Annotated in this window: 23 protein-coding genes; 20 read left to right on the forward strand and 3 right to left on the reverse strand. The window is 45.6% G+C overall.

Going from position 1 to position 26,749, the window contains the following annotated elements; all coding sequences use genetic code 11:
* The first annotated feature begins 51 nt into the window (after positions 1 to 51).
* The 16 genes from AC6I1H_RS15320 (at position 52) to AC6I1H_RS15395 (ending at position 16,765) form a co-directional block, all read left to right on the forward strand.
* Positions 52 to 321, forward strand: coding sequence for a ubiquitin-like small modifier protein 1 (locus AC6I1H_RS15320; protein WP_497738387.1), 270 nt, complete (start codon positions 52 to 54; stop codon positions 319 to 321).
* 4 nt (positions 322 to 325) lie between these two features.
* Complete coding sequence (gene nuoE, locus AC6I1H_RS15325; protein WP_497738388.1) at positions 326 to 808, forward strand: NADH-quinone oxidoreductase subunit NuoE; 483 nt, start codon at positions 326 to 328, stop codon at positions 806 to 808.
* Positions 795 to 2,618 (forward strand): NADH-ubiquinone oxidoreductase-F iron-sulfur binding region domain-containing protein, encoded by a 1,824-nt coding sequence (locus tag AC6I1H_RS15330; RefSeq protein ID WP_497738389.1) that lies wholly within the window; start codon positions 795 to 797, stop codon positions 2,616 to 2,618. Before nuoE ends, AC6I1H_RS15330 begins: the two co-directional genes overlap by 14 nt.
* Positions 2,609 to 3,352: a 2Fe-2S iron-sulfur cluster-binding protein gene (locus AC6I1H_RS15335; RefSeq protein WP_497738390.1), complete on the forward strand. Its 744-nt coding sequence runs from the start codon at positions 2,609 to 2,611 to the stop codon at positions 3,350 to 3,352. Before AC6I1H_RS15330 ends, AC6I1H_RS15335 begins: the two co-directional genes overlap by 10 nt.
* Positions 3,353 to 3,543: 191 nt before the next feature.
* Complete coding sequence (locus tag AC6I1H_RS15340; RefSeq protein WP_497738391.1) at positions 3,544 to 4,848, forward strand: hexokinase family protein; 1,305 nt, start codon at positions 3,544 to 3,546, stop codon at positions 4,846 to 4,848.
* Positions 4,849 to 5,012: 164 nt separating this feature from the next.
* Positions 5,013 to 5,465, forward strand: a complete 453-nt coding sequence (locus AC6I1H_RS15345) for a hypothetical protein (RefSeq protein WP_497738392.1) — start codon at positions 5,013 to 5,015, stop codon at positions 5,463 to 5,465.
* A 67-nt stretch (positions 5,466 to 5,532) separates the two neighbouring features.
* Positions 5,533 to 6,666 (forward strand): glycosyltransferase family 4 protein, encoded by a 1,134-nt coding sequence (locus AC6I1H_RS15350; protein ID WP_497738393.1) that lies wholly within the window; start codon positions 5,533 to 5,535, stop codon positions 6,664 to 6,666.
* Positions 6,663 to 7,148, forward strand: a complete 486-nt coding sequence (locus tag AC6I1H_RS15355; RefSeq protein WP_497738394.1) for a DUF4330 domain-containing protein — start codon at positions 6,663 to 6,665, stop codon at positions 7,146 to 7,148. The genes AC6I1H_RS15350 and AC6I1H_RS15355 overlap by 4 nt, the downstream gene beginning before the upstream one ends.
* Positions 7,149 to 7,184: 36 nt before the next feature.
* A complete protein-coding gene (locus AC6I1H_RS15360; protein ID WP_497740826.1) occupies positions 7,185 to 9,089 on the forward strand; it encodes an O-antigen ligase family protein in 1,905 nt (634 codons plus the stop codon).
* The gene (locus AC6I1H_RS15365; protein ID WP_497738395.1) at positions 9,086 to 10,183 is read left to right on the forward strand and encodes a glycosyltransferase family 4 protein; all 1,098 of its coding nucleotides are present in this window, start codon (positions 9,086 to 9,088) and stop codon (positions 10,181 to 10,183) included. The genes AC6I1H_RS15360 and AC6I1H_RS15365 overlap by 4 nt, the downstream gene beginning before the upstream one ends.
* A gap of 3 nt (positions 10,184 to 10,186) precedes the next feature.
* Positions 10,187 to 12,112 (forward strand): DUF5693 family protein, encoded by a 1,926-nt coding sequence (locus AC6I1H_RS15370; RefSeq protein ID WP_497738396.1) that lies wholly within the window; start codon positions 10,187 to 10,189, stop codon positions 12,110 to 12,112.
* Complete coding sequence (gene csaB, locus AC6I1H_RS15375) at positions 12,081 to 13,205, forward strand: polysaccharide pyruvyl transferase CsaB (protein ID WP_497738397.1); 1,125 nt, start codon at positions 12,081 to 12,083, stop codon at positions 13,203 to 13,205. Before AC6I1H_RS15370 ends, csaB begins: the two co-directional genes overlap by 32 nt.
* Positions 13,202 to 13,945, forward strand: coding sequence for a WecB/TagA/CpsF family glycosyltransferase (locus tag AC6I1H_RS15380; RefSeq protein WP_497738398.1), 744 nt, complete (start codon positions 13,202 to 13,204; stop codon positions 13,943 to 13,945). Before csaB ends, AC6I1H_RS15380 begins: the two co-directional genes overlap by 4 nt.
* Positions 13,946 to 14,063: 118 nt before the next feature.
* Positions 14,064 to 14,936, forward strand: a complete 873-nt coding sequence (locus AC6I1H_RS15385) for a YitT family protein (protein WP_497738399.1) — start codon at positions 14,064 to 14,066, stop codon at positions 14,934 to 14,936.
* A 33-nt stretch (positions 14,937 to 14,969) separates the two neighbouring features.
* A complete protein-coding gene (locus tag AC6I1H_RS15390; protein ID WP_497738400.1) occupies positions 14,970 to 15,791 on the forward strand; it encodes a transketolase in 822 nt (273 codons plus the stop codon).
* 41 nt (positions 15,792 to 15,832) lie between these two features.
* A complete protein-coding gene (locus tag AC6I1H_RS15395) occupies positions 15,833 to 16,765 on the forward strand; it encodes a transketolase family protein (protein ID WP_497738401.1) in 933 nt (310 codons plus the stop codon).
* A gap of 57 nt (positions 16,766 to 16,822) precedes the next feature.
* Here AC6I1H_RS15395 and AC6I1H_RS15400 read toward each other — a convergent pair whose 3' ends face one another.
* The 3 genes from AC6I1H_RS15400 to AC6I1H_RS15410 all read right to left on the reverse strand — a co-directional run bounded on the left by AC6I1H_RS15400 (position 16,823) and on the right by AC6I1H_RS15410 (position 19,578).
* Positions 16,823 to 17,911, reverse strand: coding sequence for a hypothetical protein (locus AC6I1H_RS15400; RefSeq protein ID WP_497738402.1), 1,089 nt, complete (start codon positions 17,909 to 17,911; stop codon positions 16,823 to 16,825).
* A 50-nt stretch (positions 17,912 to 17,961) separates the two neighbouring features.
* Entirely contained in the window at positions 17,962 to 18,966 is a 1,005-nt protein-coding gene (locus AC6I1H_RS15405; RefSeq protein ID WP_497738403.1) for a Nif3-like dinuclear metal center hexameric protein, read from the reverse strand.
* Positions 18,967 to 19,209: 243 nt separating this feature from the next.
* A complete protein-coding gene (locus AC6I1H_RS15410) occupies positions 19,210 to 19,578 on the reverse strand; it encodes a DUF2294 domain-containing protein (RefSeq protein ID WP_497738404.1) in 369 nt (122 codons plus the stop codon).
* Positions 19,579 to 19,863: 285 nt separating this feature from the next.
* On the opposite strand from AC6I1H_RS15410, the gene AC6I1H_RS15415 reads away from it, so the two are divergent.
* The 4 genes from AC6I1H_RS15415 to AC6I1H_RS15430 all read left to right on the forward strand — a co-directional run bounded on the left by AC6I1H_RS15415 (position 19,864) and on the right by AC6I1H_RS15430 (position 26,364).
* On the forward strand, positions 19,864 to 20,349 hold the full coding sequence (locus AC6I1H_RS15415) for a hypothetical protein (protein WP_497738405.1): 486 nt from the start codon (positions 19,864 to 19,866) through the stop codon (positions 20,347 to 20,349).
* Between the two features lie 264 nt (positions 20,350 to 20,613).
* Positions 20,614 to 21,765: a glycosyltransferase family 4 protein gene (locus AC6I1H_RS15420; protein WP_497738406.1), complete on the forward strand. Its 1,152-nt coding sequence runs from the start codon at positions 20,614 to 20,616 to the stop codon at positions 21,763 to 21,765.
* Positions 21,766 to 22,788, forward strand: coding sequence for a hypothetical protein (locus AC6I1H_RS15425; protein ID WP_497738407.1), 1,023 nt, complete (start codon positions 21,766 to 21,768; stop codon positions 22,786 to 22,788).
* Between the two features lie 12 nt (positions 22,789 to 22,800).
* Positions 22,801 to 26,364, forward strand: coding sequence for a glycoside hydrolase family 130 protein (locus AC6I1H_RS15430; protein ID WP_497738408.1), 3,564 nt, complete (start codon positions 22,801 to 22,803; stop codon positions 26,362 to 26,364).
* Positions 26,365 to 26,749 lie beyond the last annotated feature (385 nt).

A 26,749-nucleotide genomic window follows, 5' to 3' on the forward strand; every position in this document is an offset into this window, starting at 1 on the left:
AGATTATCCGGATTCCGGCCTCGGGCATCTGATCGGATGGAGGACAACAGCATGAAGGTGAAGTTTTTCGGCAATATAAGAGACATAACAGGAACAAAGGAAATTCAAATTAAAGGCGCGGCGAATCTAGAACAGCTGTTGCAAGAACTTTGCGATAAATACGGCAAAGCCTTCAGAGATAAGGTTCTCAGGGACAATGATATAACAAACGAAGTCATAGTCCTTGTAAACGGTAGAAATATCTACTTTACAGGCGGGATTGACACTGTCCTTTCTAAAGACGATGAAGTGTCCATATTTCCCGTCGTAGCAGGAGGATAATATCATGGAACGGCAAGATTTTTCATACACCATAACCATACTGAAAAATTATCCCCCGGAACGCCGCTTCCTGCTGGCAATACTTCAGGATATACAGAAGCATTACAACTATATTCCAAGGGCATCCCTTGAGATGGTCAGAGATTACCTCCACATTCCCTTGAGCAAGCTATACAGCATGGCAACGTTTTACAGGGCTTTGAGCCTGAAACCCAAAGGCAAGTATGTCATTAAAGTCTGTGACGGCACTGCATGCCATATAAAAGCTTCCCAGGTGATAATAGATGAAATAAAAAAAGTATTGAACATCGTCCCCGGAACCACCACCGGGGACGGTAAATTTTCCCTGGAGACTGTAAATTGTCTTGGTTCTTGTGCGGTTTCGCCGGTCATGGTCATAAATGACAGGTTTTACGGCAGGGTAACGCCGTCCGTTGTAAGGGATATCCTGGCGGAGTATGGGAGGATTGAAGATGAGCACGTGTGACAAAAGGACAGTGCTGGTATGCTGCGGCCCGGGGTGCCTTTCCAATCACAGCATGGATGTGTACGAGGAGTTGAAAGCAAAGGTTTGTGAGGCTAAAATAAAAGCCGACGTCAAAACGGCGGTAAAGGCGACCGGCTGCCAGGGCCTTTGTGAGAAGGGGCCTCTGGTGAGGATAGAACCGGATGATATTTTTTATACCGGTGTAAAAGTTTCCGATGTAGCTGAAATAGTCGAGAAAACTCTTTTAAACCGTCAGGTCGTTGAAAGGCTCCTTTATCATGAGCCTTTACTGGATAAAAAGGTGCTTTCGCCGAAGGAGACGGGGTTTTATAAAAAGCAACTAAAACTGGCGCTCCGAAATGTGGGCGAGATTGACCCATCCAGCATAGAGGATTATATACTGCGAGACGGTTATAAAGCACTGGAGAAGGTTTTATCTGAACTCAGCCCGGATGAGGTCATTTCAGAAATAGAAAAATCAGGACTTCGCGGCAGGGGCGGAGCCGGCTTTCCCACGGGCCGCAAGTGGCGGCAGTGCGCCCGCATGAAAGATTTCCCCAAATACGTCATCTGCAACGGAGACGAAGGAGACCCCGGAGCATTTATGGACAGGTGCATAATGGAAGGTGACCCGCACAGCGTCATCGAAGGCATGGTGATTGGCGCATACGCGGTGGGTTCCCATGAAGGCTTCATGTATATAAGGGATGAATATTTTCTTGCCATCAGGAACATGTCACGGGCCATTGAGCAGGCACGCGAGAGGGGTTTTTTGGGAAAGAACATTCTGGGTTCGAAGTTTCATTTTGACGTTCAGATTGTGAGAGGCGGAGGAGCCTTTGTATGCGGAGAATCCACCGCCCTCATGGCTTCCATTGAAGGAAAGGTGGGTGAACCGCGGGCAAAATATATCCGATCGGTAGAAAAGGGGCTCTGGGGCAAACCTACGGTGCTGAATAATGTGGAAACCTGGGCCAATATCCCAGTGATTATAAACAAAGGCGCCGAATGGTTCGGTTCCATAGGTACTGAAAAGAGCAAAGGGACAAAGGTGTTTTCACTGGTGGGCAAGGTAAAAAACACCGGCCTCATTGAGGTACCCATGGGAATGACTCTCAGGGATATCATCTTCGATATCGGTGGGGGAATAGCAGGCGGCAGGAAGTTCAAAGCCGTTCAGACCGGAGGGCCTTCAGGAGGTTGCATACCGGAAAGTCTCATAGATATTCCGGTGGATTTCGACTCTCTGGATCGGGTGGGCTCGATGATGGGGTCCGGCGGCATGATAGTAATGGACGACAGGACGTGTATGGTGGATGTGGCCAGATTCTACCTGACATTTCTTTCGGAGGAATCCTGCGGCAAATGTGTGCCCTGCCGGGAAGGCATACGAAGGATGCTGGAAATATTGAACGACATATGCGAAGGCAGGGGGCAGCCGGATGACCTGGAGACTCTTTCAGAACTCGGCGAAACGTTGAAAGAAGCGTCTCTGTGCGGACTGGGCAAATCGGCCCCAAATCCTGTGCTGACAACTCTTCGTTATTTTAAAGACGAATATCTGGCCCATGTAAATGAAAAAAGGTGCCCCGCCGGCGTATGCAAAAATCTGACGGTATACTATATAGATGAAGCCCTGTGCAAAGGATGCGGCCTTTGCAAGAAGAACTGCCCGTCGGAAGCAGTGGATGGGTACACCGGAAAAGTCTTCACCATAGATGCATCAAAATGTATAAAATGCGGGAGTTGCATGGATGTTTGCAGATTTGGCGCAGTAAAGACCGGAGGGAGAGATGAATCGTGGAAATAATCATAGACGGTAAAAAATGTGTTGCAAAAAATGGGGAATATATTCTAAACATTGCCAGAAGGAACGGCATACACATCCCCACCCTTTGCCATTCCGAAGCTCTTCCGGGCCAGGCCACCTGCAGGCTGTGCATAGTGGAAGTAATAGAAAACGGCAGGAATAAAGTTGTCACATCCTGCATATTTCCAGTGACGGGTGAGATGGAAGTGGTGACGAACTCTGAAAAAATTCAACGCATGAGGAAAACCATAATCCGACTGCTCTCTGCAAGGGCTCCGAAAAATGAGTATATAAAAAAACTGCGGGAGGAATACGGTCTTTCGCCCGAGACAAGGTTTTCTGGGGACGATAAAGAAAATTGCATTCTGTGCGGGTTGTGCGTCCGCGCCTGCGACGAAATGGGCATATCGGCCATATCCACCGTGAATAGGGGGATTGGCAAGAAAGTTTCCACACCTTTTGATGAAGCTTCCGACGTTTGCATAGGATGCGGGGCGTGCGCTTTCGTGTGCCCCACAGGAGCGATAAAGATACTGGATGAAGATGGTATAAGGCATCTGTGGAACAAAGACTTTGAGCTGGTCAAGTGCCAAAAATGCGGGGAGTATTTTACCACGCAAGAGCATATTGAGTATATGAAGAAAAAATTTGGAGAAGATAAATGTTACTCATTCTGCGAAAAATGCAGGAAAAAGGCTGCGGGAGAAAAGATGGCGGAATCCTATCGAATATGATGGACCTTTCAGGTCCTTTTTTTATAGACATTATCACCGGAACAAGAATGTCAACATCAGCCTCGGATAAAAGCAGCAATGCAAAAATGATGTTGAAAAGTTGCATTTTAAAAGAAGGAATTCCGAGTTGAATAGCGAAAGTTATTCATGCAAAAATGATTGTAATTGTAACATAGAAGGGGAGGTTATTTATGCACAAGCAGATACAAGTAAAGAATTTTTTAAAAAGTTACGGCATGGACTATGAAAGTATAGACATGGAGCAAAGCTGTAAAACTTTTATGGAAGAAATGAAAAAGGGGCTCGAAGGTCAAAAAAGTTCCCTTAAAATGTTGCCCACGTATATAACAATGGACGGCAAGATACCCTTAGAAGAGCCGGTAATAGTGATGGATGCGGGCGGCACTAACTTTAGAATGGCTGTCATCCATTTTGGCAAAGACAGTAAGCCGATTATGGAAAATTACAGGTTGTATCCTATGCCTGGAACGCAGGGAGAAATATCAAAAGAAGAATTTTTCGCGACTATTGCCGGATATATTAAACCAGTGCTGAATAAGAGCCAGAAAATAGGTTTTTGTTTTTCATATCCCGCTGAAATACTCCCCAACAAAGACGGGAGACTGCTGCAGTTCAGCAAGGAAGTCCAGGTTAAAGATTTGGTAGGTGAGATTATAGGGGAAGGTCTTCTGAAAACAATGAAAAACATGGGATGCAATGAAGATAAAAAAATTGTGCTGCTCAATGATACAGTGGCCACATTGCTGGGGGGCAGAGCAGCATATCCGGATAGGGTGTTTGAAAGTTATATAGGATTTATTTTGGGTACGGGAACAAATACATGCTATATCGAAAAAAATTGCAACATAAAGAAAGCATGTGATTTAATGCCTCAAGAGGGCTCCACCATAATAAACATAGAGTCGGGTGGTTATGATAAAGTGCCGCAAGGCTCGATGGATGAAGAATTTGACAATGAAACCGCAAATCCCGGCGCATATAAATTTGAAAAGATGATGGCCGGCAAATATCAGGGAGGTCTTTTGCTGAAGGTCATAAAAAAAGCGGCTGAAGACGGATTGTTTTCTGCACAGTTTGCCGACAAGATTAATTATATTGATTATATTGATACAAAAGATATCAACGAATTTTTGTATTATCCCTACTCCGAAAATGTGCTTTCAAAGTGCTGTTCTGAGGAAGAAGATTATTTCACTTTATTCTACATCATAGATGCCATTGTGGAAAGAGCGGCAAAGCTTGCAGCGATAAACCTGTCCTCTATAATACTTAAAATCGGGAAGGGCAAAAACCCATGTAAGCCCGTGTGCATAACGGCCGAAGGAACGACCTTTTATAAATTCAAGCTGTTTAAAAATAAGCTTGAATATTATATGAAAACATTTTTAAATGATAAAAAACAAACTTACTTTGAATTTGTAAGGGCTGAAAATGCGACTTTGATTGGAGCCGCCATAGCAGGGCTGCTGAATTGAGAAAAATAATATTTTTTTTGACAGGAAATTTGCATGTTTATGTCGAAGATAATATGTCATGCTGATTTTGAGGAATTATTCTGCAACCACTTGAACAGAATAGTGGGCGGGCAAAAAACCACTGTACAAGTGAATGATGTCGAATAGCTGATGGAGGTGTAAAGATGAGAAGATATGGAAGAATTATAATTCTTGCAATAACTATTGCGGCCTTTACTTTTTTTGCACTGGCGGTTAGAGCAGATGTCGGCGCACCGGGCTCCGAGAGCGACCCTCTTGTGACAAAGAGTTATGTGGAAAAACTAATATTGAATATGAAACAATATGTGGATTCAAAGACTGGCGGGTCGGCAAATCTTGAAGTGATCAATCTTAAGAAGGGAGAAAGGCTCACCGGAGGAAAAGGCACGGAAATCATTCTGAGAAGCGGTCAGGCGGTGGTGGTTGACAGTGCCGGTGGCGGTCTGTCGGATTTGACGGCGGGGAAAGACTTAAAAAAAGGTGAAAAAATCCCTCAAAACCATCTTCTTCTCGTTCCGAGGGACGACGGCCGCGGGCTTGCAGCCCAGGCTGATGTGGTGCTGTTGATAAGGGGTAATTTTACGATTGTCAAATAACTTTACTTTCATACGTTATGATGATATACTTTTTCTAGCAAATTTTCTCGAGAGAGAGGCTTTTTTAATGGAGAGGCTTACGGTACTGCTGGCCTTGATGGCCCTTGATGCCGGCGGAGCTGAAACTCATGCCGTTTCTCTGGCTCAACAACTGAAAAAACGTGGAGTGCGTGTGATAATTGCGTCTCACGGGGGAAAGTTAACCACAGAGCTTGAAAAGAGCGGCATCAGACATTTTACCCTGCCCCTGGACAGCAAATCGCCTTCAAGTCTGATTTATTCCGCCATGGGTCTTTCCGGTATTGTAAAGAAATACGGAGTGGACATAATTCACGCCCATGCCCGAATACCGGCATGGGTGTCCCAATGGGTTACATATTATACCGGCTGTCCGTACATTACCACTTCTCACGGTATATACTCCACTAGCTGGGGTATGGGTTTTCTCACCGTTTGGGGGCGAAGAATCATTGCCGTAAGCGAAGATGTAAAAAAACATCTTATTAAGAACTTCAGAGTGGACGCCGGTAAAATCTCTGTTATACCGAACGGAATAGATTTGGAAAAGTTCAATCCCGGGGTGGATTCTACCATTGTGGCACGGGATATGGGAATCGGACCCGAAGATTATAGAATCGTATACGTCAGCAGGCTCATGGGAGCCAGGGGAGAGATAGCCCTCAGACTTATCGAAGCCCTTCCTCAAGTTCAAAAGGAATTTTCTTCGGTAAAACTGATAGTGGTTGGCGAAGGGGACAGGTACGAAGCTATCAAAGCCATGGCAGAAAGATTCAACGACAGGATGGGGGATAAAAAAGTAATTCTTACTGGAGCCAGGCTGGACACGCCGCATCTGATGAATCTAGCAAATGTTGCGGTCGGAGTAGGAAGGGTGGCGCTGGAAGCCATGGCCATGGAAAAGCCGGTTATTATAGCCGGTGAAGCAGGGTTTGCGGGGATATTGACGCCTGAGAATTTTGAACAGGCCAGGGAGCACAATTTCAGCGGCAGGGGCTCCGACCGGAAAACCGAGGCTCCCGCGCTGGCGGAGGCGATAAAGCGGCTTCTGGCGGATGCCGAAGAGTGCCGCAAGCTGGGCGAGTTTGGAAGACAGGCGGTAAGCAGGTATTTTTCTATCGAAGCAATGACCGACAAAATAATGGAAGTGTACCTTCAGGTTTTAGAGGAGGAAAAAGCATGAGATTGATTGACGGCAAGGGCAGGGTTTTTGGGATTATCAATATAATCGATTTGCTTGTAATTTTACTTATAGTGGGCGTGGTGGGCAGATATGCGATCAAATCTCAGATTAAACCTGCCGGGGTCCAGACAAAAAATATAGAGATAACACTACTTGTAAAGGATGTAAGGGAAGCTACGTCCGGGGTGATAAAAGAAGGGGATATCGTTAGGGAAACAAAGACAAATCTTGTTCTGGGAAAGGTGACAAAGGTTGAAGTGAAGCCCGCCGACACTCTGGTAAATACCGCTGACGGGCGGGTGGTAAATTATCCGAATCCGGTGCTGAAGGATGTATATGTCACTCTGGTAGGTACCGGGACTGCAGGAGAAAATGCCGTTGTGGTGGGCAATAGCGAAGTCCGCATAGGTACGCAGTTAAGCGTCAAGACGAATATCTATGCGGTGCTCACCACTGTCATGGGTATAAAGGTGCTCGATTGAAGAATTTAATTTGACGGGGAGTTTTTATCCGTGGAAATGATAGACCGGTGGGCTAAAGAAAGCTTAATCATGAGAATAATAGCAGCGACTACGAAGCCTGAGATATATGAGGGAAGCTTTTTCTGCAATTTTATCGCCCTGGTTTTAAAATATCTGTCGGCTGCAATGCGCGGAAGCTTTCTTCGTCTTCTGTACGTTGACAGCGACTGGGAGAAATCCGCCGTCTGCGGCAGCCGGTTTATAGGGGCCGTGTCAATGACGGAGCCCCTGTTCAAAAAAGTGATAAATCATATAAACCGTATGATAAGAGGCAGCCTGTTATACCAGGCCATATTGAGAGTAGAAAGCCTTTTTATAGAAAGGCCTCTGGTAGTTTTGGGATATATTCTGTTTCCAGCCGCCTTTTCTTCAACGGCGCTCAAAGCCATTTTTTCCAGCTTTACGTTGAAAGCTCTGGCTTTTAGGCTCGCATTGATGGTCGTATCGTTTGCAATGGCTTTTTTGAATTTGCCCCTTGAGACACTTTTGTCCGGAAGCACTTTAATGAAAGCCGCATGCATTATGATAGACGAAAAGAGTGAAGTAATTTTTGAAACCGGGGTTCAGAAGCGAAATGATGCTTTTAATATAACTGCCCGATTGCTGCTTGCCGCGGTTGGAATTATAGTGGGTTTATTTTATTATTTCTTGCCGGCGACTACTTTCGTGAAGCTTCTGGGGTTCATATTCTTGCCCGTGTTCATATATATTAAGCCATGGTGGGGGCTTTATACGGCAGCCTTCATACTTCCGTTCACCGATACCACGTACAGTGTGGCGGTGATAGGCCTGGTCTTTGCAAGCCTTTTGCTGAACTGCGATAGATTCGATGTGGATATACCTGCAGCTTCAATTCCCGCTCTCATGTTTATAGCCGTGGCAGCGCTGGCGGCGACATTTTCCGTCATGAGGGCCGAAAGCTTGAAAACCCTGCCGCTCTATGCGGCGTATTTCATGGTGTTTTATTCGTCCGCCATTTTATTTAAAGACAGAGTGATATTGAAGACAACGCTTTTTTTTCAGATTATGTCGGCACTTTTGCTTTCAGTCTATGGAATTTACCAGTATTTTTTCGTCAAGGTTCCCACAGCCATAGCATGGGTGGATGTAAAACAGTTTCCGGAGCTTGCCACCAGGGTTTATGCCACTCTGGAAAATCCGAACGTCCTGGCGGAGTACCTTATGCTTGTGCTTCCGCTGGCTTTGGGGATGCTGCTAGCTGGCAAAAGTTTCAGCCGAAAGTTTATTTTTTCAATAATAACCGGAATAATTACAATCTGCCTGGTTCTTACATTTTCGCGGGGAGCTTGGCTGGGGCTTGTTTTAGCACTGGTGGTGTTTGCCGCGTTGAAGGAGCCGAGGCTGTTGATATTGCTGATTTTGATTTCTCTCATCTCTCCGCTTTTCATGCCTTCCGTGGTAATAAACCGCGTGGCCAGCATAGGAAGCCTGGAGGACAGTTCCAATGCCTTTCGGGTGACCATCTGGATAGCGGCCCTCAGGATGATAAAAGATTACTGGATTACCGGCGTAGGCCTTGGCCTTTCGGCGTTTTCCAGAGTTTACAGGGATTACATGATAGCAGGGACTCCCGCGCTTCACGCCCACAACCTTTACCTGGAAATGGGGATTGAGATGGGAATTGTGGGGCTTCTGGTATTTCTGTGGATGATAACCGCAGGCCTGTCAAAAGCGATGAACAGCATCAAGAAAGACACATGGAGTTCTTTCATACTGGCGGGAGTGATAGGGGCTCTCAGCGGCCACCTTTTACACGGCCTGTTCGACTATGTATGGTTCAGCCCCAGAATAGTGTTGGCATTCTGGCTGTTTTTCGGCATGATGTCTGCACTGTCAAGTCGGGGAGCAGAAAAAGTTTTGAACAAGGGAGAAATGGCATGAAAAAAGTTCTTCATGTCCTTACCGATACAAATATAGGTGGCGCCGGGCGATATTTCTTAAATCTTCTTTCTGCATGGGACTTCGGGCGCTATGAAGTTGTGGCGGCCTGTCCGAAAGGTGGAGAGTTGGAAAAACAGCTCCGGAAAACAGGTATTAGAGTTTTTACGATTTCCGGCGGAGAAAGCTCAATGAAACTGGAACATATTAAGGAAATCAGAGATATTATTCTCGCGGAAAAAATCGATATTGTCCACACTCACGCCAGCTTTGCCGGGCGTATAGCCGGCAGGTTGTCGGGGCGCAAAGTGGTGCTAACCCGCCACGGCCTTGGCGCCGGGAAAAAGGATTTTTTTCACCGGATCGTTACGAGTATTATTTCCAGGGTTTTTACAGACTGCATTATAGCCATCTCCAGGGCGGTAAAGATAAGCCTTATCGAAACCGGTGTCCCGGCGGATATGATTAAAATAGTGTACAACGGGATAAACCTGTCGAAGTTCAACAGGATTGAACCACGGCTGAAGAGGGAATTCGGCATTACCGGAGGACCGATAATCGGCACAGTTGCAAGGCTTGTGCCCGAAAAAGGTCATGAATTCGCCATAAAGGCTATGGCCCGAGTGCTGAATAAATTTCCGGAGGCGCGCATGGTCATCGTTGGAGATGGACCGCTGAAATGGAAATTAAAAGAAGTGACAGACGAGTTGAACATAACGGATAACGTGGTTTTCCTGGGTTATCAAGAGAATGTTGAGAGTCTGGTTGCCGACTTCGACGTCTTTGTTCTTCCTTCGGTAAGCGAAGGCATGGGCCTTGCGCTGCTAGAGGCCATGGCTCTTGAGAAACCGGTGGTTGCTACGGAAGCCGGGGGGATTCCGGAAGTGATAAAAAACGGCGTAAATGGCCTTCTGGTGCCGCCGAAAGATGAAAAATTCCTGGCAGAAGCCATAATCAATATATTGTCGTCAAGGCAAACGGCTATTTCTTTAAGCCAGGCCGCAAGGTTCACCGTCTTTAAAAAATTTTCGGCTCGGACTATGGCTGAAAAGACATTGGAGATATATGATAAAATACTCCAAAAGACAGGAGAATAATTAATGAAAACAGTAGAAAGAACGCTGGCTGTTTTGTTGACAATATCTGTTTTAATATCAGCAGGTCTACTGGCTTTAAAAATTTCTGCGGAGGGGAAAGAAAAAGCAGTGGAGATTTCTGTGCCGGCAAGGGAGGTTTCCATGCTGGCGGCAGCGGTGAATAAAAGCCCGGAAGACGTGTTGAAGGAACTGAAAGCTTCAGGTCTTACGACTCTTGCGGTGGAAGAAACCACTGTGAAGGACCTGCAGGAAAGCGGCAGGATATTGATATTGAACGGATGGCAGGTCCTTGACCATAAGAGGTTTCTGGGCGTGGATTCCCGATTACTTCAGGAGTTCGTTTCAAGAAAAGACTTTAACCCAAGAAGCTATTATGTATTTACCAGGGATGCGGATATTTTTAAAAGAATGATATCCTTCATGGAAGCCCGGGGCTATGAAGTTAAATCCTATGCCGAAAACAGCCTGTATATAGTTCAGGAAGTGAAAGGGCTGGGGGGCTTTTCGGTAATGGGAATGGGATTTGACGATAAATTTCTCGATCTGGCTGAATCCCTGGGTTTGAATACGGCGGTAATGCCGAAGGATTTGAGACAAAAAACTCCCGTAGAAATGAACGCTATAATTGGCGAGCTTGCCGAAAGAAACATTTCGGTTTTAATTCCCCAAGCAAATGAAGCTCCGGCTAACCCTGAAAGTTCCCGTATCTTGAAAAATTACCTGGCGGCTGGGCGTATAAAGCTGGGATTTGACGAATTCCAGGACTCAGGGCGGCTCAAAGAGCTCATAGAAGAAATAAATTATCTGGCCGTAAGAGTGTACAATCGACCGCCGCACAAATGGATGGATGAGTACCTCCTGGCGGTAAGAGACAGGAACGACAGACTGTTGTACTTGCACCTTTTCCTGTCGGGGCAGAAAGATATGCTGGCATACGATAAGGAGCACATAGACCAGATCAGGGATATGATGGTTTCCCAGGGCTTCAAGCCGGCCGTTTCACCCGACAGGGTCGAGAGTTTTAAACCTTTCTACACAAACAAACTTTTTTCCATTTTCTCGGCCCTCGGGATATTATGGGCTCTGTGGAGACTGATGAAAATTGCCGGTGTAAAAGACGGCCCGGCCGCAAAAATAATTCTTTTGGTGCTGGCGATGTTAAATGGGGTTGCAATCCTGAACTTCCCTCTATTTAGAGATACCGCGGGGTTGCTTGCAGCGGTCAGTTTCCCAGTGCTGGGCATATATGCGGAAATGAAGAGGGAAAAATCTCCGGCAGCCGAGGATTTCAAGCGCACATGGCGCATGGCTGTATATAGTTATATTCGGGCTTCCGCCGTCACTTTAATGGGTACTATGATACTGTGGGGGATATTTGGCGGGACCGGTGCGCTTCTGGGCCTGGAAAAATTCCGCGGTATCAAAGCGTTATATATATTTTCATATGGAATCATTTTACTGCTTTATTTAAAGGACAACTACGGCGGTATATCCCTGAGAAAGCCAATTCTGTCTATCGGAAGCATTATTATACTATCGTTATTCGGAGCAGTGCTGTTTGTACTTATAAACCGTACCGGAAATTACTCGGTAATTCCCATACCGAAATGGGAACTTTCTTTCCGGATATGGCTGGAAAACACGCTCTGGGTGAGACCCCGCACAAAGGAATTCCTTCTGGGGTTTCCGGCTCTGATGGCGGCCGGAGGATTGGGCTCCATGGGATACGACAGGTGGGCCGGATGGCTTTATATGGCGGCACTGCTGGGGGAAGTTTCAATGATGAACACCTTCAGTCATTTCCACATAGCCGCCCTGGTATCCGTGATCAGGTCGCTGGAGGGAATGGTTCTGGGAGCCGTTCTCGGGTCCGCAGCGCTGGGAGGATTTTATCTATATGAAAAAAGGAGAAAAGGATACAATGCATAAAGTGCTGGTCTCCGGGTATTACGGGTTTGGAAATACCGGCGATGAGGCTATCCTTGCAGCTATTGTGGAATCCTTGAAAAAATTGAATAGTAATATACAGATTACCGCACTCTCCGCCGATCCCGATATAACCACAAAACTCCACGGCATATTCTCGGTAAAAAGGACCAGCCCATTGCATATTTTAAAAGAAATTGCCGGGGCGGACCTTGTAATAAGCGGAGGGGGAGGTCTTCTTCAGGACGTTACCAGTTCCAGGTCTATCCCTTACTATCTTTTCATAGTTTACATGGCAAAAAAGATGGGTAAAAAGGTCATGTTCTATGCCAATGGTGTCGGGCCGGTCTTTCGCGACATAAACAAACGCTTGATAAGATTGGTGGGAAACACCGTGGACCTTATTACCGTGAGGGATGAGCACTCAAAAAAGGAACTGGAGAATCTGGGAGTAAAAAATCCTCCGCTGGTGGTGACGGCTGATCCGGCTTTTGTCCTTGAACCTGTAAAGGATGAAGAGGGTTTTTCAATCCTGAATGAGAACAAAATTTTTCTGGATGACTCCCGAATTAAAGTGGGGATTTCTCTGCGGCCGTGGAATCTTGGCAAAAGCCGCGAGATTATAGCCGGGGCCTGCGACTATCTGGCAAAAACCGTCAATGCCGATATCGTGTTTCTGCCCATGCAGTTTCCAAAGGATTATAATGAATCCCTTGAAGTCATGAAACTAATGAAAAGCAAGGCAGACATACTGGAAAAACCCATGGACCCCAGGGAACTCTTATGGCTCAGCGGTAAAATGGATCTCATTTTTGGCATGAGGCTACATGCATTGATATTCGGAGCCATGATGGGAGTACCCCTGGTGGGCTTGATATATGACCCGAAAGTCGAACATTTTCTGGCTAGGGTAAACCAGCCATCCGCCGGAAGACCCGGTGAACTTGACCTTATAAAGCTCTGCCACCTGCTGGAGGAGACCCTGAAGCAGAAAGAAGAAAGGCGAAACTTCCTGTTGAATATAAAAGAAGAACTCAGAGAGAAGGCCTTTAAAAACGCAATACTTGCGCTGGATTTGCTGGAGGGACACGTATGACTTCGTACACCGAAGATAAAGTAAATATTATGGGGATAGTTCTGGATAAGGTGGATTATGAAGGGGCGCTAAAAAAAATTGAAAACTTCCTAGAATCGGACAGTTTAAAAGTCATAGTAACTCCCAATGCGGAGATTATTATGGCTGCACAAACCAATGAAAAATTGCGGAGGGCAGTTAATAGCGCAGATATTCGGTTTCCAGACGGCATCGGGGTTGTTCTGGCATCCCGGATAATTGGGAAGCCTCTTTACGGCAGGACTGCGGGTTATGATTTGATGGAGAGGATTCTTGATATTGCTGCCCAGCGCAATTTATCGGTTTTTCTACTGGGAGGAAGGCCAAAAGTGGCGGAGGAAGCCGCAACCAATATAAAGCTTAAATTCCCTGGCATCGCAATAGCCGGCACTCATCATGGATATTTTGATGATAATGAAGAAAAAGCGATTGTGGAGAAAATAAACAGTTCCGGAGCCGATATTCTCCTGGTGGCCATGGGCGCCCCAAAGCAGGAATTTTTCATGTTGAAAAACCGGGGCAGGCTTCAATGCAGTATAGCTATGGGAGTTGGAGGCAGTCTGGATGTGCTGGCGGGCAGGGTCCGGCGGGCACCGGTTTTCATGCAGAAAGCGGGTCTTGAATGGCTTTACCGCCTTGTAACCCAACCCGCGAGAATGAGAAGAATGATTGTGCTCCCTCTTTTTCTAATAGAGGCGATACTGTCAAAATACAGGCATTAGAGTAAATAAGGTCGATGTATTTTATTATGACAAACGATATGAACGCTTGTATTTTTTTATATAAAATAATAAAATGAGAGTATGGCCATAGAGGATATCTTGATTTAAACGGGCAAAAATGCAGCCGGCAGAAGTGGTGATATATGTGAAAGTCAAGTCAATTTTGCTGGAATATTTACAGATAGCCGTAGGGTCTTTTATAGGCGCGGCGGGGCTTACAATGTTCCTTGTTCCCAATAAAGTAGCGGCGGGCGGTGTGAGCGGTCTTGCCACGGTGCTGCACTATCTTTTTGGGTTGCCGGTAGGATGGACTATGCTGGCTTTGAATATCCCGCTTTTTGTGGCAGGGGTAATTTTTTTGGGCGGGGGATTCGGTGCAAAGACTCTGGTGGGAGCCCTGCTGTTCTCGGTTTTTACGGAAGCTACGAAAAATTTCCCTGTACCCACCCATGACTTGTTGCTTTCCACGGTATACGGCGGTCTCATTCTGGGTGTGGGTCTGGGTATAGTTTTCAGGGCAAGAGGTTCCACCGGGGGTTCGGATCTGGCGGCCATGCTTATAAACCGCTTCATCCCGGCAGTAAGCATAGGGCAAGGCATCCTCTTTGTAGATTTTTTTGTGATAGGCCTCGACGGCGTATCCTTCAACTGGGAACTGGCAATGTATTCCTGGATAGCGTTGTTTGTCAGCAGTAAAGTGATTGATGTCATACAGGAAGGCGTGAATTTCGCCAAAGCCGTATACATAATCTCCAATGAAGCCGAGAATATTTCCCGGAAAATATTAGATGAAATGGAACGGGGGGTGACTTTTCTTGGAGCAAAGGGGGCGTATACGGGAGAAAATAAAAATGTGCTCATGTGTGTGGTTACCCGCATGGAACTTTCCCGCTTGAAAAATATAGTCCATGAAATTGACCCCAAAGCTTTCGTAATTGTCCATGACGTGCACGAGGTTTTGGGTGAAGGATTCAGCTTTAACAAACCTTAAAAAGTAATTTAAACAAAAAAGAGGAGTGATAGCATGAGTTTAACTCAAGAAAGAATCGACGAATTAACTTCAATAGCCCGCACCGTGCGGCGGCATATTATCGAGATGACGGCGGAAGCGGGCTCAGGACACCCGGGCGGGTCCCTCTCCTGTTCCGATATTCTGACAGCTCTGTATTTTAATGTCCTCAACGTGGACCCAAAACGACCCACATGGTCGGAAAGAGACCGCTTTGTACTTTCAAAAGGGCATGCAGCTCCCGCTCTTTATGCTGTACTGGCTGAAAAAGGTTATTTTCCCAAAGAGGAACTCATGAAACTCCGGAAAACCGGAGCGATGCTCCAGGGTCATCCCGACATGAAAGGCACTCCGGGTCTCGACATGACCACAGGTTCTCTCGGTCAGGGGCTTTCCGCCGCCAATGGCATGGCTCTGGCGGGGAAACTAGATAAAAAAAGCTACAGAGTTTATGTGCTTTTGGGAGACGGGGAAACCGAGGAAGGCCAGGTTTGGGAAGCAGCCATGGCCTCGGCTCACTACAAGTTGGACAATCTTACGGCGTTTGTGGACCACAACGGCCTGCAGATAGACGGCCCCATCACTCAGGTCATGTCGCCGGAAAAGATTCAAGACAAATTCAGGGCGTTCGGATGGCACGTAATAAATATCGATGGCCATGACTTCAGGGAGATTTTAAATGCAGTGGAAGAAGCAAAAAACACCAAGGAGCGACCTACCGTCATAGTAGCGAAGACCGTCAAAGGAAAAGGCGTGCCTTTCATGGAAAACGTAGTGGATTGGCACGGTAAAGCTCCGTCAAAGGAGCAGGCAGAAGAAGCACTTAAAGTTCTGTAATTCATATCAGATTTCAAAAAACTGATTTAGGAGTGATGAAAATGCCAAAAATCGCAACCCGCGAGGCTTACGGCCAGGCTCTGGCAGAACTTGGCGAAGAAATAAAGGATATAGTGGTCCTGGATGCGGACCTTTCAAAATCTACCAAAACCAGCGTTTTTGCCAAAAAATTCCCTGAAAGATTTTTCAACATGGGCATAGCGGAACAAAATTTAATGGGTACCGCAGCGGGGCTTGCCACCTGCGGGAAGATACCGTTTGCAAGCACATTTGCGATCTTTGCCGCCGGCAGAGCCTTTGAACAGATAAGAAACTCCATCTGTTATCCCAATTTGAATGTTAAAATAGCCGCCACCCATGCAGGCATCACCGTGGGAGAAGACGGAGCCACGCATCAGTCGGTGGAGGATATGGCCGTTATGAGGGCCATCCCCCATATGACTGTCATAAATCCTGCTGACGCAGAAGAAGCAAAACAGGCCGTGAGAGCCGCAGCCCTGCATAAAGGCCCGGTGTATCTGAGATTCGGCCGTCATCCGGTGGAGACTATATTTGATAATAAATACAGGTTTGAAATAGGGAAAGGAGTTATCCTGAGAGAAGGGAAAGACGTGGCCATAATTGCAACGGGAGTAATGGTGGGAGAAGCCCTGAAGGCTGCGGAAATACTGGCTAAAGATGGAATCGAAGCCATGGTGGTGAACATCTCTACAATAAAGCCTATCGATAAAGAAATGATAATAAAAGCGGCAGAATGCGGCGCGATAGTCACAGCAGAAGAACACAACATCATTGGAGGCCTGGGCAGCGCCGTGGCCGAAGTGCTGGCAGAAACAAAGCCTACACCAATGAAGAGGATAGGCATAGCCGATGAGTTCGGGCAGTCGGGAAATCCGGATGAACTTTTGAAGCTGTACCATCTCACGGCGGATGACATAGCAAAGGCGGCAAAGGAATTGAAGGCTGAGAAATAGAATTTGGCGGTAAGAAAAAAGGCCATAGCTTAAATTCTATGGCCTTTTATGTCTTGACTATCTTACTACCAGAGGTGTCAGTATCCATGCCAGAGCGAAGGCTGATATTATTCTGATTATCATACCCACTATGGAAGCCTGCATGGCTTCACCTGCGGAAAGATCCGAATTCTGAGCCCATACGGCCGGTATCTGGGCGAGGGGTATCTGCAACGGGAATCCTGATGCCGCAATGATGAACGAACCGATGGCAAAACGCACCGGAACCTTGCCAATGGTTTCAACCAGTGTGTTCATGGCTAGGGTAGGGGACACCAGCACCGACTGTATGCCTGTCGCAGGGTCAATTGAAAGTGCCGAAAGAAATGCCGTAATGCCCGATTCGATTGGTTTCCATACCCCTATAAAATCCAGGGCGCCTATGAGGGCAAACACCACTGCAGCCGCCGGTATCAGGAGCAGGAATAGGAGCTCAGCCCCTTCCCGAGCACCGTTGAAAATGGTGGGAATTGCTGGGGTATTGGGTGTAAATCGCGGCATCTCGTTGATATCTTTGTATTTTACATTCCGGTAAATGGTCTTGCTGAGGATCAGCGGCACCAGAATAACCGGCAGGAAAAGCCCTACAACCACGATGGGGAAAGCCCATATCCCGCCTTTGGTAAAGGCCAGAAGACCAAGCATGAAGGTGGAAAAGGATTGATTACCCTGGCACATGGTGGCTATTGCTATTTTCTGCTCGTCTTTTGTGGCCTGAGCTTTTTTCAGCGAAGGAGCAGTTATTCTGCCGGAAGCGTTGATATCGCCCAGAATATTGTATATAGCGGGAACTATCACCAGCGGAGTTATTTTCAGCCATTTAGCCACAGGCGTGAAGACGCGCACCAGCGCATCGGTAAAACCAAGGCGCTCCAGAATGCGTCCCGTCATGACAGAAAGTATTATGGCGCTGCCCAGGGTTCCGGTAAGGTATACTTTTACCACTATTGGGACGACCCTTCCCATCATGGCGTCGAAAATGCCACCGATGAGAGAAGGTTTTACAAAGAGAATTGCCAGTGAAAGAAATAACAGAGTGAGACCGACATACTCGATTGTCTCAACCTTGCGCCCGGTTTGCGCAATTTCTTTTTCTTTGACAGCCATTGAAAAACCTCCTTTTGATTATTTTATTATATTATGGGAAAATTTATTTTTCATTTTTCTATCAAGTAATTCTCGGTAATATACTTTGCATATTCCTGAATATCCTTTGACCCGAATTTTTCAAGAGGGGTTGAAGTTATCCTCTCCCGGAATATCACTATCTCCACATCTTCAGGAAGATAGTGCCTCAGGGCATAGGCCAGGGGCAGGCCGTTTTCGAAAATTTCCAGAGCGTGGGAATTGCCGCAGATGAAATTGAGCTTCAGTTCATCTGCCCTTTTCACCAGCTCACTGTCCTTTTTCACCCGGCTGATGGTGGCCAGCACTGTGTCTATTTCGGGATGTTCATTCTTCGCCTTTTCCAGGTGCTCAGCGGTAAAACCCGTGTGCGGGAAGATATGAAGAATGGTGTTCACTGGACTTGCGGGAGTTCCAAGATAAATTTCGCCTCCCACAGCCGTGGCTGAATCTTTGATATCTCCGCAGTCCATGAGGGATTTTTCCACATCTGTTATCTTCAACTCTTTATCCATGTCCATCATTCGGTTTAAGCGGCAAAGTATGTCTCCGAGAGTTCTGACGTCATCCAGGGCTTTGCCCACATACATGATATTGCCTGGGATTCCTCCATACCTTATATCCACCCGGAAGGCCCTGTGGCCGTGAATGTAAGCAATACCGGGATGCAGCCCGTGAAAAGCCTCGTGAAGCTCAAAAACCGAAATATTATACAGGCTTAGATAATGATTCAATGTGACGCCGCCTGAATTGGTGGCATCCGCAATGGGGTGGTGGGCGACAATGACATCCACTCCGGTCGCTCCGGCCAGTTCTATATTCCCCTCAGTGAGCGTCATGGTGACGGCTATTTTATGAATTTCTGCGTCAGGATTGCCGAAAACCAGGCCTGGGATTTCGACCACCGATTTGCCAGGGATGTTGGACGATTTCATCACCACAAAAGGATTTTTACCCGAAAAAATGTCTTTTGCTTCGCATACTACCCTCCCTCCTGTTATTTTATTGAGCACATTTACAAGATCTTTTACCTTCATCTTGTCCTCCTTCTGGACATAAAACGAGGCCGCCAAATAAATACTTCAACATGGGAAAATTTCACCATCATTCCCAAAGGAAAATGATAAAACAGTTCCCTTTAAAAGTATTTATTTGACGGCCTCGAACTATCCTCTCGGATCTTTCTTATCCAGTCCAGTATAATATTTTGTAGTTTTATTTTATAATTAATATACAGACTTATGATGAGTTTGTCAAGAGTAGTATTTAATTTTTATTTATTATGAATTTTCTCTTGCAAGGAATTCCTCCACGGGTTCAACGGTTATGACGATTGTGCCGGCCAGTTGATTGACGGGATCGTAATCTTTCAGCACACTTCTGACTTTTAATCCAAAAACTTCTTCGAAACAAGTCTTGAATCGAACTTTAAATTCATTGAGCAGCGCAAGATCCATAAGCCTGGCGGTGAGGGAGTCTTTTCCGTCGATGTGCTTCAATACCGATATCCTGCGGTTCAAAGCAAGTATTATTATCTTGTCTCCGATGATTTCTATTTTTTGCCAGTCCAGGCCTCTGCCGTACATTTCTTCATTTACCTGGTTGTTTATTTTAATGATTTCCTGTTTGAATTCGCCTATGTTTTTCAAGGATTTTCCCTCCCCTTTGATAATATGAAAAGTGTAGTTAGACGCCCATGCCACTTCGTGACACTCTCAGATAAATGAAAATCTATTTTCAGGGTAGAAATTAGATAATCATTATAATTTATATTCTATGCATTCTCCATATATTCCTGCTGAAGTTAACATATGTCAAGTTTTAATCTATATCCGGGTCATATGAAAAGTAACCACTGTGCGGCCTGCCGAATATACTAATATGAACGGTTGAATATTTATCATATTATTAACTTATTAACGGGAGTGATTTTTATGCAAGTGGGGATTGAACTTTATACTCAAACAGCGGTGTCAATAAATCCTGGGTACGAAGTGAGTATGAAGGTTCTTTTTAACGGGAGGATATTGGAAGAGAGCGTATCAAATGACACATATAAATTTTCCGGCACGGTCACGGGGGATAAAAGGCTGGCGGCTGCAGGAAGGGAAAGGTCCTACGATTACCGGGATCTTGCTGGCATTTTTGAGGCGGATGCGGCAGTTCCGCTGGATATTTTATTCATAGACGGCGAAGATGACATAAAGCTCTGGATAGAAACCAATATCTGGCTGGACCCCGGAGAACTGATACAGTGTCTTTATTTAAAACTTTTTTCTGAAAGCGCGACGCTGGAGATTCCGCTCATCAGGCCCGATGTAAAAATAGAATGGCCGCGGAGGGGATGCTTTGTGGTGGATATTGCAGATTTTGTCGGAGAATTGTATAAAAGGAGATGTGAAATAAGAGAAATATTTTAAATATAAAACTAATAATAACCATTATTTATAAAAAAATCGTCCTGAAAAAATCTCAGGACGGTTTTCTTTTAATTACACTTTTTTGTTATGTTTGAACAGGCTTAAAATTGATGATAAAATTATCATTAATAAAGAAATATCAGATAACGGCTAATTGATAATATCCCGTTTGGATAATACAGGGCTTAATATAAAATAATATTAATATGACATTGGACATGCAAAACAAAAATATATAATAAATAATAGAGAGGGGATATGCTTATGAATCTAGCCATATTATCCACTTACCCTCCAAGAGAATGCGGTATTGCATCATTTGCAAGAGATCTAAAAAACAATCTCGCCATCTGGGGGCAAAATGTATCCATTCTTGCTATTACCGATAAAAATTCTTCGTATAATTATCCGCCGGAGGTAGTATTTGAACTGAGGGAAGACAAAAAAGATGACTACCATATTGCGGCGGAGTTTTTAAACTCGGCTGAAGTTGATGCGGTTTTCATAGAACATGAGTACGGCATTTTCGGAGGGCGGGACGGAGGTTTTGTTCTTGAGTTTGCCTCCAATCTGAACAAACCTTTTATATTGAATACTCATACCGTTTTGCCTCATCCGGGATTCCGCCAGAGGGGCATTCTGGCAAAGCTGGGGAAAAAGGCTCTGGCGGTCATTTGTATGACCCGCAGGTCTTCCGAGCTTTTAAACAGAGTGTACCGGATTCCTCTCGAGAAGATATATGTAGTTCCACACGGGGTGCCAATGTTCAAGGAAAGACCCCGGGAAGTGCTGAAGAAGTCTTACAATATTGCCGGAAGGCCTCTGGTTACGACCTTTGGGTTTATAGGTCCCGGAAAGGGAATAGAACTGGGGATAAAGGCCATATCACTTTTAAAAGAAAAATATCCAGACATAATATATCTTGTGGCGGGAGAGACTCATCCCAATTTGAAGAAAAAGATGGGAGAGACTTACCGTGATTCCCTGCTGGACTTAATAGAAAAAGTGAACGTAAAAGACAATATTAAATTTATCAACAGATATATCAGCTTGGAGGAACTGGGTGAGATACTGTATATGACCGACGTATACCTGACGCCTTATCCCCACCGAAATCAGGCTGTAAGCGGTACCCTCTCGTTCGCCGTCGGATGCGGAAGAGCCATTGTATCGACGCCGTATGATTATTCTCTGGAGATCCTGGCGGACGGAAGAGGCCTCGTAGCGTCGGAAACGAATCCTGAAGAGCTGGCGGCTTTGATTGACAGAATCCTTTCAAATCCGCAATTGAAAGCGCAACTTGAAAAAAGGACTATGAAACTCGGCAGGACCATGTTATGGCCCGAAGTGGCAAAAAGTTATGTTCGTATTATGCAGGGAATTCTTCAAGTAAATGCCGAGAGGAAGGTGTACTAGATGTACCGACATTTTTTGAACATGACCGATTCCACCGGCATAATACAGTTTGCAGACAAATCAAAGCCGAAAAAAGAAAGCGGATATACCGTGGATGACAACGCTAGGGCGCTGCTGGTGGCTATGGATATGGAAACGGAGGAAAAGGAAAGGCTCATAAACATATACATCCGTTTCCTGGACGAAGCACAGGATTCCAGGGGCATATGGCAGAATTTAAAGCTTGACGGAAAATTTTTGCCTGTCATAAATTCCGAAGACAGTATGGGCAGGGGGATTCTCGCAGCGAGCTTCGCACTGGATTGCGGCATATCAGAGACTGAGAAAATGGCAAAAAATATGTTGAAAAAGGCTCTTCCCAGGGCTTTCCAATTCAATTCTCCAAGGGCCGTATCCTATGCGCTGCTGGGGGTGGCAAACCTGATAAACTGCGGCGGGTGTATATGGCTTATGCCTCATGCAAAACGTATGGCATATAAACTGATAAACCTGTACGAAATGAATCGAAGCCCCGATTGGCTGTGGTTTGAAGATAAATTGACATATTGTAATGCGGTAATCCCGCATGCTCTTTTCGGTTTTTACAGAGTGAGCGGCGACGCCAGGGCGCTGAAGGTTGCCAGAGACACGCTCAACTTCCTGACAGACTCTCTTTTTCAAAAAGGTTACCTGAACATTGTGGGAAACCGGGGATGGTGGCATAAGCAAAGCTTTATTCCGCCTTTCGATCAACAACCGGTGGATGCGGCTTCGGTAGTGCTGGCATGCCTTGAGGCTTTTACCGTTACCGGTGAATCGGAATATATGTATAAAGCTAAGACCGCATATGACTGGTACTGGGGAAAAAACATCAACGGCATACCTCTTTATAATAAAGACACTCAGGGATGCCATGACGCGCTGGTTCCTGACGGTGTGAACCTGAACCAGGGAGCTGAAGCGGTTGTATCCTTCCTCATGGCCCATCAGATCATTAAAGATGTAATGGAGAAAAAACGGCAAAAATTAATCCCTGCGGTTTAAGGAGTGGATCTGGTGAAAAAAAACGAAAATATTAACCTGGAAGACCTCTTTATTAAAACCGTAAACCAGGCCAAAAATCAGGTGGAGCAAATCAATGAGGTGGATATTATAATCGGCATTCCTTTTTATAATGAAGAGAAAACGCTGCTTAAAGTAGTAGAAACGGCTCTGGACAGCCTCAAGAACGGTTCCAGCCGCAAGCTAGTGGTATGTGCTGGTGACCCCCAGGGGGCCCGTATACCTGACATACTCAAAAAAGAATTTGTAAACGCACCTCTTGCCGCTTTCGTAATGCCGCGGGGAATGAATGGTAGAGGATGGAGCATCAGAGCCATATTTGAACTGGCGCGCTTTTACGAAGCAGATGTAACGCTTCTGGAAGCGGATCTAGAAAGCCGAGACAATCAGGGAATCAAGCCTGAATGGATCGACAGACTCACAAAACCCATATTTAATGAGTATGACATGGCTGTCGCGTCCTTTCGGCGACACCCATTTGAAGATACAACGGGGGCTTTGCTAGTTTCCCCGTTGCTTGCCGCTCTATACAATGTAAAATTTTCAGATCCCTTAAGCGGCGTTTATTCAATATCCCATGACCTAGTGGAAGATCTTTGCGTGGAGTTTGACCAGTTCAGGGATCTGGCCGGCGGATACGGTTTTGATCCATGGCTCGTTACAACTGCCTTGAGGTGGAAGAAAAAGATTTGTGAAGTGAATCTCGGCGCCAAGCTTTCTCCGGCTGATTTCGGCAAGAAAAATTTTGTCTTCAAGCAGATGGCCGGCACACTATTCGAATGTATAAAAAGGGATGATGATATCTGGTCAAACCGTACGATCGTTGTCGAAACTCCCCATATGATAGGAGAGGAAAGCAGAGAGCTTCCACATGAAATCATGTGTAATTATTTAGATTTTGTGAATTCTTTTAGAGAAGGTTATTATCATTATCAGAATTTTTTGCGCGCGCTTTTAAGCGATGAATCAATTAATGTTCTGGAAAACTTGCTGGAAGACTCCTTTGAAAGCATTTATATATCGCCCATTGCCTGGGCTAAAATGGTGTATGAGTTTCTAATAAGCTACGGTTTTCAAAAGGATTCGGAAAAAAAAGATACGCTGGAATCCATGCTGGCGGTTTATGATGGCGTGATTGCCGGGATTTTGAAAAAAATGACGGATCTTAAGAAAGTATTGGCGATGGGCGGAATAGATGCTGATCCAATAATATTTTCCAGGATGCGGGATATATATAAAGAACAAAGGAACGCCTTTCTTGAACTCAAGCATGATTTTATTGAAAAATGGGGAAAAAAAGTCCAGGAAACACAACCGTTACTGACACCACTGGACTACCTTGAATTTATTCCAGGTGTCCCAATAGTCCTTCCCAAAAAACTCATCGGCGCAGATAAAAGGGAGATTCACACCGGTGAGATATTTAAAAAATTACAAAAGAAATATGAAATCTCATTTGGAGAATTCATGCATATGCTCGGCATAGACAGCGGCGCTCCATCGGAGGAGATATTCAGAAACTATGCCGGTTTCATGGCGCAGCTCGAAAATACCATAGATAGTTTATGCCCCGGCAACCTTTACACCGAAGAGGGCACAATGAACATGGTCAGGGGGCTTTTCGAAATTTTCCCACACAAAAAAATCACCGCTGTGAAGTGGGAAGTGCTTAGAAAGCTTTTATACGAATATCCTCCAAGAAATCTTATAATAAGATTGGGTTTCAGAAATATGCGTCAGCTTCTGGATAATGTAGATGTCCGGGACATACTGACTCTGGCCCAATTTACCGAGGATAAAGATTATTTTGACCGCATCTTCTACTGGCTGCAGGACAATCTGCGGCCCGACAGTTTTGAAGAAGTTGAGCTTTCTCCTATGGTGGTGAGCAGAAATAAGTTCCCGGTATTGAACGAGCTTCGGGAGATATCGGATCTCAACCGTCTCACTGCCCGAATAGCCATAATGAATCTGGGCAAGGGGATGGGCGGCGATTATCCAAAACTCCGATATTTTACAAGAGTTGCAAAGAGTATAGTGGAGGCGGAACATTTTTCTGATATATGGAAGACCTACGCCAGGGAAAGAAAAGAAGTGGGAAGGAAATTCGTCAATTCCATCCTGGGGCATTACGGCAAAGCCACTTTTTCCGCTCATCATATATTCGAAAACTGGCATCAACGACAGTTTGCGGCTAGGTTAAAAAAACTGGCCGCAAAATTGGCGGATGAAAACAAAATGGAAGATTCGGCCAGAGTAGCGGCAATGGCCGAAGGGTACGGCCTCAGCCTGGTGCTGGGAGACGGTACGTTCTTCCCCTGTTCCGCGTGGACCTGGGCCAGTTACAGTTTCAAAGGCGGCGAAGGCATTCCTACACCGCTGTTTTTGCACATTGAGAGGGACTGGTTCAATCATGATTTATTGGAAGAAATTTATAAAGAAATGGGATACGATCCCGGAGAAATCCTGGAACAGGTGTTTCAACTGGTAAGTCAGGGACGCGAGAGCAGCGATCTGACAGTGGTGCTTCTGGGTGTAAAGCCCCCCAAAGAGGAAATTGTGATTCAGGAACTGGAAAATTGGCCCAAAGCCCGGGCACTGAGAAGATTCGACAAAAATCCCATGCTTGATCCCATCAAGGAACACTGGTGGGAAAATAAATATGTGCTCAATACCGCCGCTTTGAGGATAAAAGATAAGGTTTACCTGCTGTACAGGGCATTTGGACAGGACGGCGTTTCAAGGATAGGTCTTGCAATATCGGACGGTTACAATATTATCGAAAGGCTGGATAAGCCGATTTTTATCCCGGAAATGGAACAGGAAAGAAAAGGATGTGAGGACCCAAGGGCCGTTATAATAGACAATGAAATTTTTATGCTTTATACCGCCTATGACGGCGTGGTGGCCCAGATAGCGGCAGCGTCCATCCCGGTGAAAGATTTCTTGAACAGGGATTTCGATAAGTGGAAGAGAAGAGGACTTGCGTTTCCCGGCCTGTGGGATAAAGATGCCTTTCTGTTTCCGGAAAAAATCGAAGGCAAATATGTGATATATCATCGTATAGAACCCAGTATATGGATCGCCTATTCCGATGAACTGGTGTTTCCTTGGCCCAGAGACGGTCACAAGATAATCATGGGGCCGAGGTCGGGCATGATGTGGGACTCCCTGAAAATAGGGGCCGGCGCCCAGCCTATAAAGACGAAATACGGATGGCTCCTCATATACCACGGAGTGGATAGAGAAATGGTTTACAGGCTCGGGGTCATTTTGGTGGATTTAAAGGACCCGGGAAGGCTGCTCTACCGTTCTCCAAATCCTGTACTTTCGCCCGAAACCGAATGCGAAATAGGAATAGACGGTGAATGCTGGGTGCCCAATGTGGTTTTCACCTGCGGTGCGGTACCCGCACTGGATAAAGAAATACTGGACGATGACGACGAAATCCTGGTTTACTATGGAGCAGCCGATACAAACATCTGCCTTGCGACAGGCAGGGTGGAGGACCTGATACCCGAGGAAGTTCGGAAGCGATTAAGACAGAAAGTGACATGAGTCAAAAGTGAGTCAGGGGATGAGTCAGGGGACGGTTCTCTGACTCAAATTTTGAGTCAGAGAACCGTCCCCTGACTCACTGACTCATCTCCGCTGATTTACCAAAGTCGAATCAATAAGGATTTGCTGAAAAAGTAAATCCTTCTATTTTTTTGGCTTAATATGGGATATGGACAAATTTTTATGGATTACAAGTGTTTTACCGTCGAAAAACAAGCTTTTTCCCCCTGAAAGCACCATACATCAGCAGATAGAGTTGAAAAACGGGATATTTTGATGGTAAACTAAAAAAGCCGGCGAAGTTTGATATTTTCCATATTTTTATTGTTTTTTATGAAGGAATTTTTAGATTGACGTCGAAGTTTTATAAAAGGTGCGTACATGG

It is taken from the genome of Biomaibacter sp. TOL, from assembly GCF_059717795.1.

Bases quoted from the DNA above. Each gene is read 5' to 3' on its own strand.
- AC6I1H_RS15320 (WP_497738387.1), top strand. From the start codon at position 52: ATGAAGGTGAAGTTTTTCGGCAATATAAGAGACATAACAGGAACAAAG.
- nuoE (WP_497738388.1), top strand. From the start codon at position 326: ATGGAACGGCAAGATTTTTCATACACCATAACCATACTGAAAAATTAT.
- AC6I1H_RS15330 (WP_497738389.1), top strand. From the start codon at position 795: ATGAGCACGTGTGACAAAAGGACAGTGCTGGTATGCTGCGGCCCGGGG.
- AC6I1H_RS15340 (WP_497738391.1), top strand. From the start codon at position 3,544: ATGCACAAGCAGATACAAGTAAAGAATTTTTTAAAAAGTTACGGCATG.
- AC6I1H_RS15345 (WP_497738392.1), top strand. From the start codon at position 5,013: ATGAGAAGATATGGAAGAATTATAATTCTTGCAATAACTATTGCGGCC.
- AC6I1H_RS15350 (WP_497738393.1), top strand. From the start codon at position 5,533: ATGGAGAGGCTTACGGTACTGCTGGCCTTGATGGCCCTTGATGCCGGC.
- AC6I1H_RS15355 (WP_497738394.1), top strand. From the start codon at position 6,663: ATGAGATTGATTGACGGCAAGGGCAGGGTTTTTGGGATTATCAATATA.
- AC6I1H_RS15360 (WP_497740826.1), top strand. From the start codon at position 7,185: ATGATAGACCGGTGGGCTAAAGAAAGCTTAATCATGAGAATAATAGCA.
- AC6I1H_RS15365 (WP_497738395.1), top strand. From the start codon at position 9,086: ATGAAAAAAGTTCTTCATGTCCTTACCGATACAAATATAGGTGGCGCC.
- AC6I1H_RS15370 (WP_497738396.1), top strand. From the start codon at position 10,187: ATGAAAACAGTAGAAAGAACGCTGGCTGTTTTGTTGACAATATCTGTT.
- csaB (WP_497738397.1), top strand. From the start codon at position 12,081: ATGAAAAAAGGAGAAAAGGATACAATGCATAAAGTGCTGGTCTCCGGG.
- AC6I1H_RS15380 (WP_497738398.1), top strand. From the start codon at position 13,202: ATGACTTCGTACACCGAAGATAAAGTAAATATTATGGGGATAGTTCTG.
- AC6I1H_RS15385 (WP_497738399.1), top strand. From the start codon at position 14,064: ATGCAGCCGGCAGAAGTGGTGATATATGTGAAAGTCAAGTCAATTTTG.
- AC6I1H_RS15390 (WP_497738400.1), top strand. From the start codon at position 14,970: ATGAGTTTAACTCAAGAAAGAATCGACGAATTAACTTCAATAGCCCGC.
- AC6I1H_RS15395 (WP_497738401.1), top strand. From the start codon at position 15,833: ATGCCAAAAATCGCAACCCGCGAGGCTTACGGCCAGGCTCTGGCAGAA.
- AC6I1H_RS15400 (WP_497738402.1), bottom strand. From the start codon at position 17,911: ATGGCTGTCAAAGAAAAAGAAATTGCGCAAACCGGGCGCAAGGTTGAG.
- AC6I1H_RS15405 (WP_497738403.1), bottom strand. From the start codon at position 18,966: ATGAAGGTAAAAGATCTTGTAAATGTGCTCAATAAAATAACAGGAGGG.
- AC6I1H_RS15415 (WP_497738405.1), top strand. From the start codon at position 19,864: ATGCAAGTGGGGATTGAACTTTATACTCAAACAGCGGTGTCAATAAAT.
- AC6I1H_RS15420 (WP_497738406.1), top strand. From the start codon at position 20,614: ATGAATCTAGCCATATTATCCACTTACCCTCCAAGAGAATGCGGTATT.
- AC6I1H_RS15425 (WP_497738407.1), top strand. From the start codon at position 21,766: ATGTACCGACATTTTTTGAACATGACCGATTCCACCGGCATAATACAG.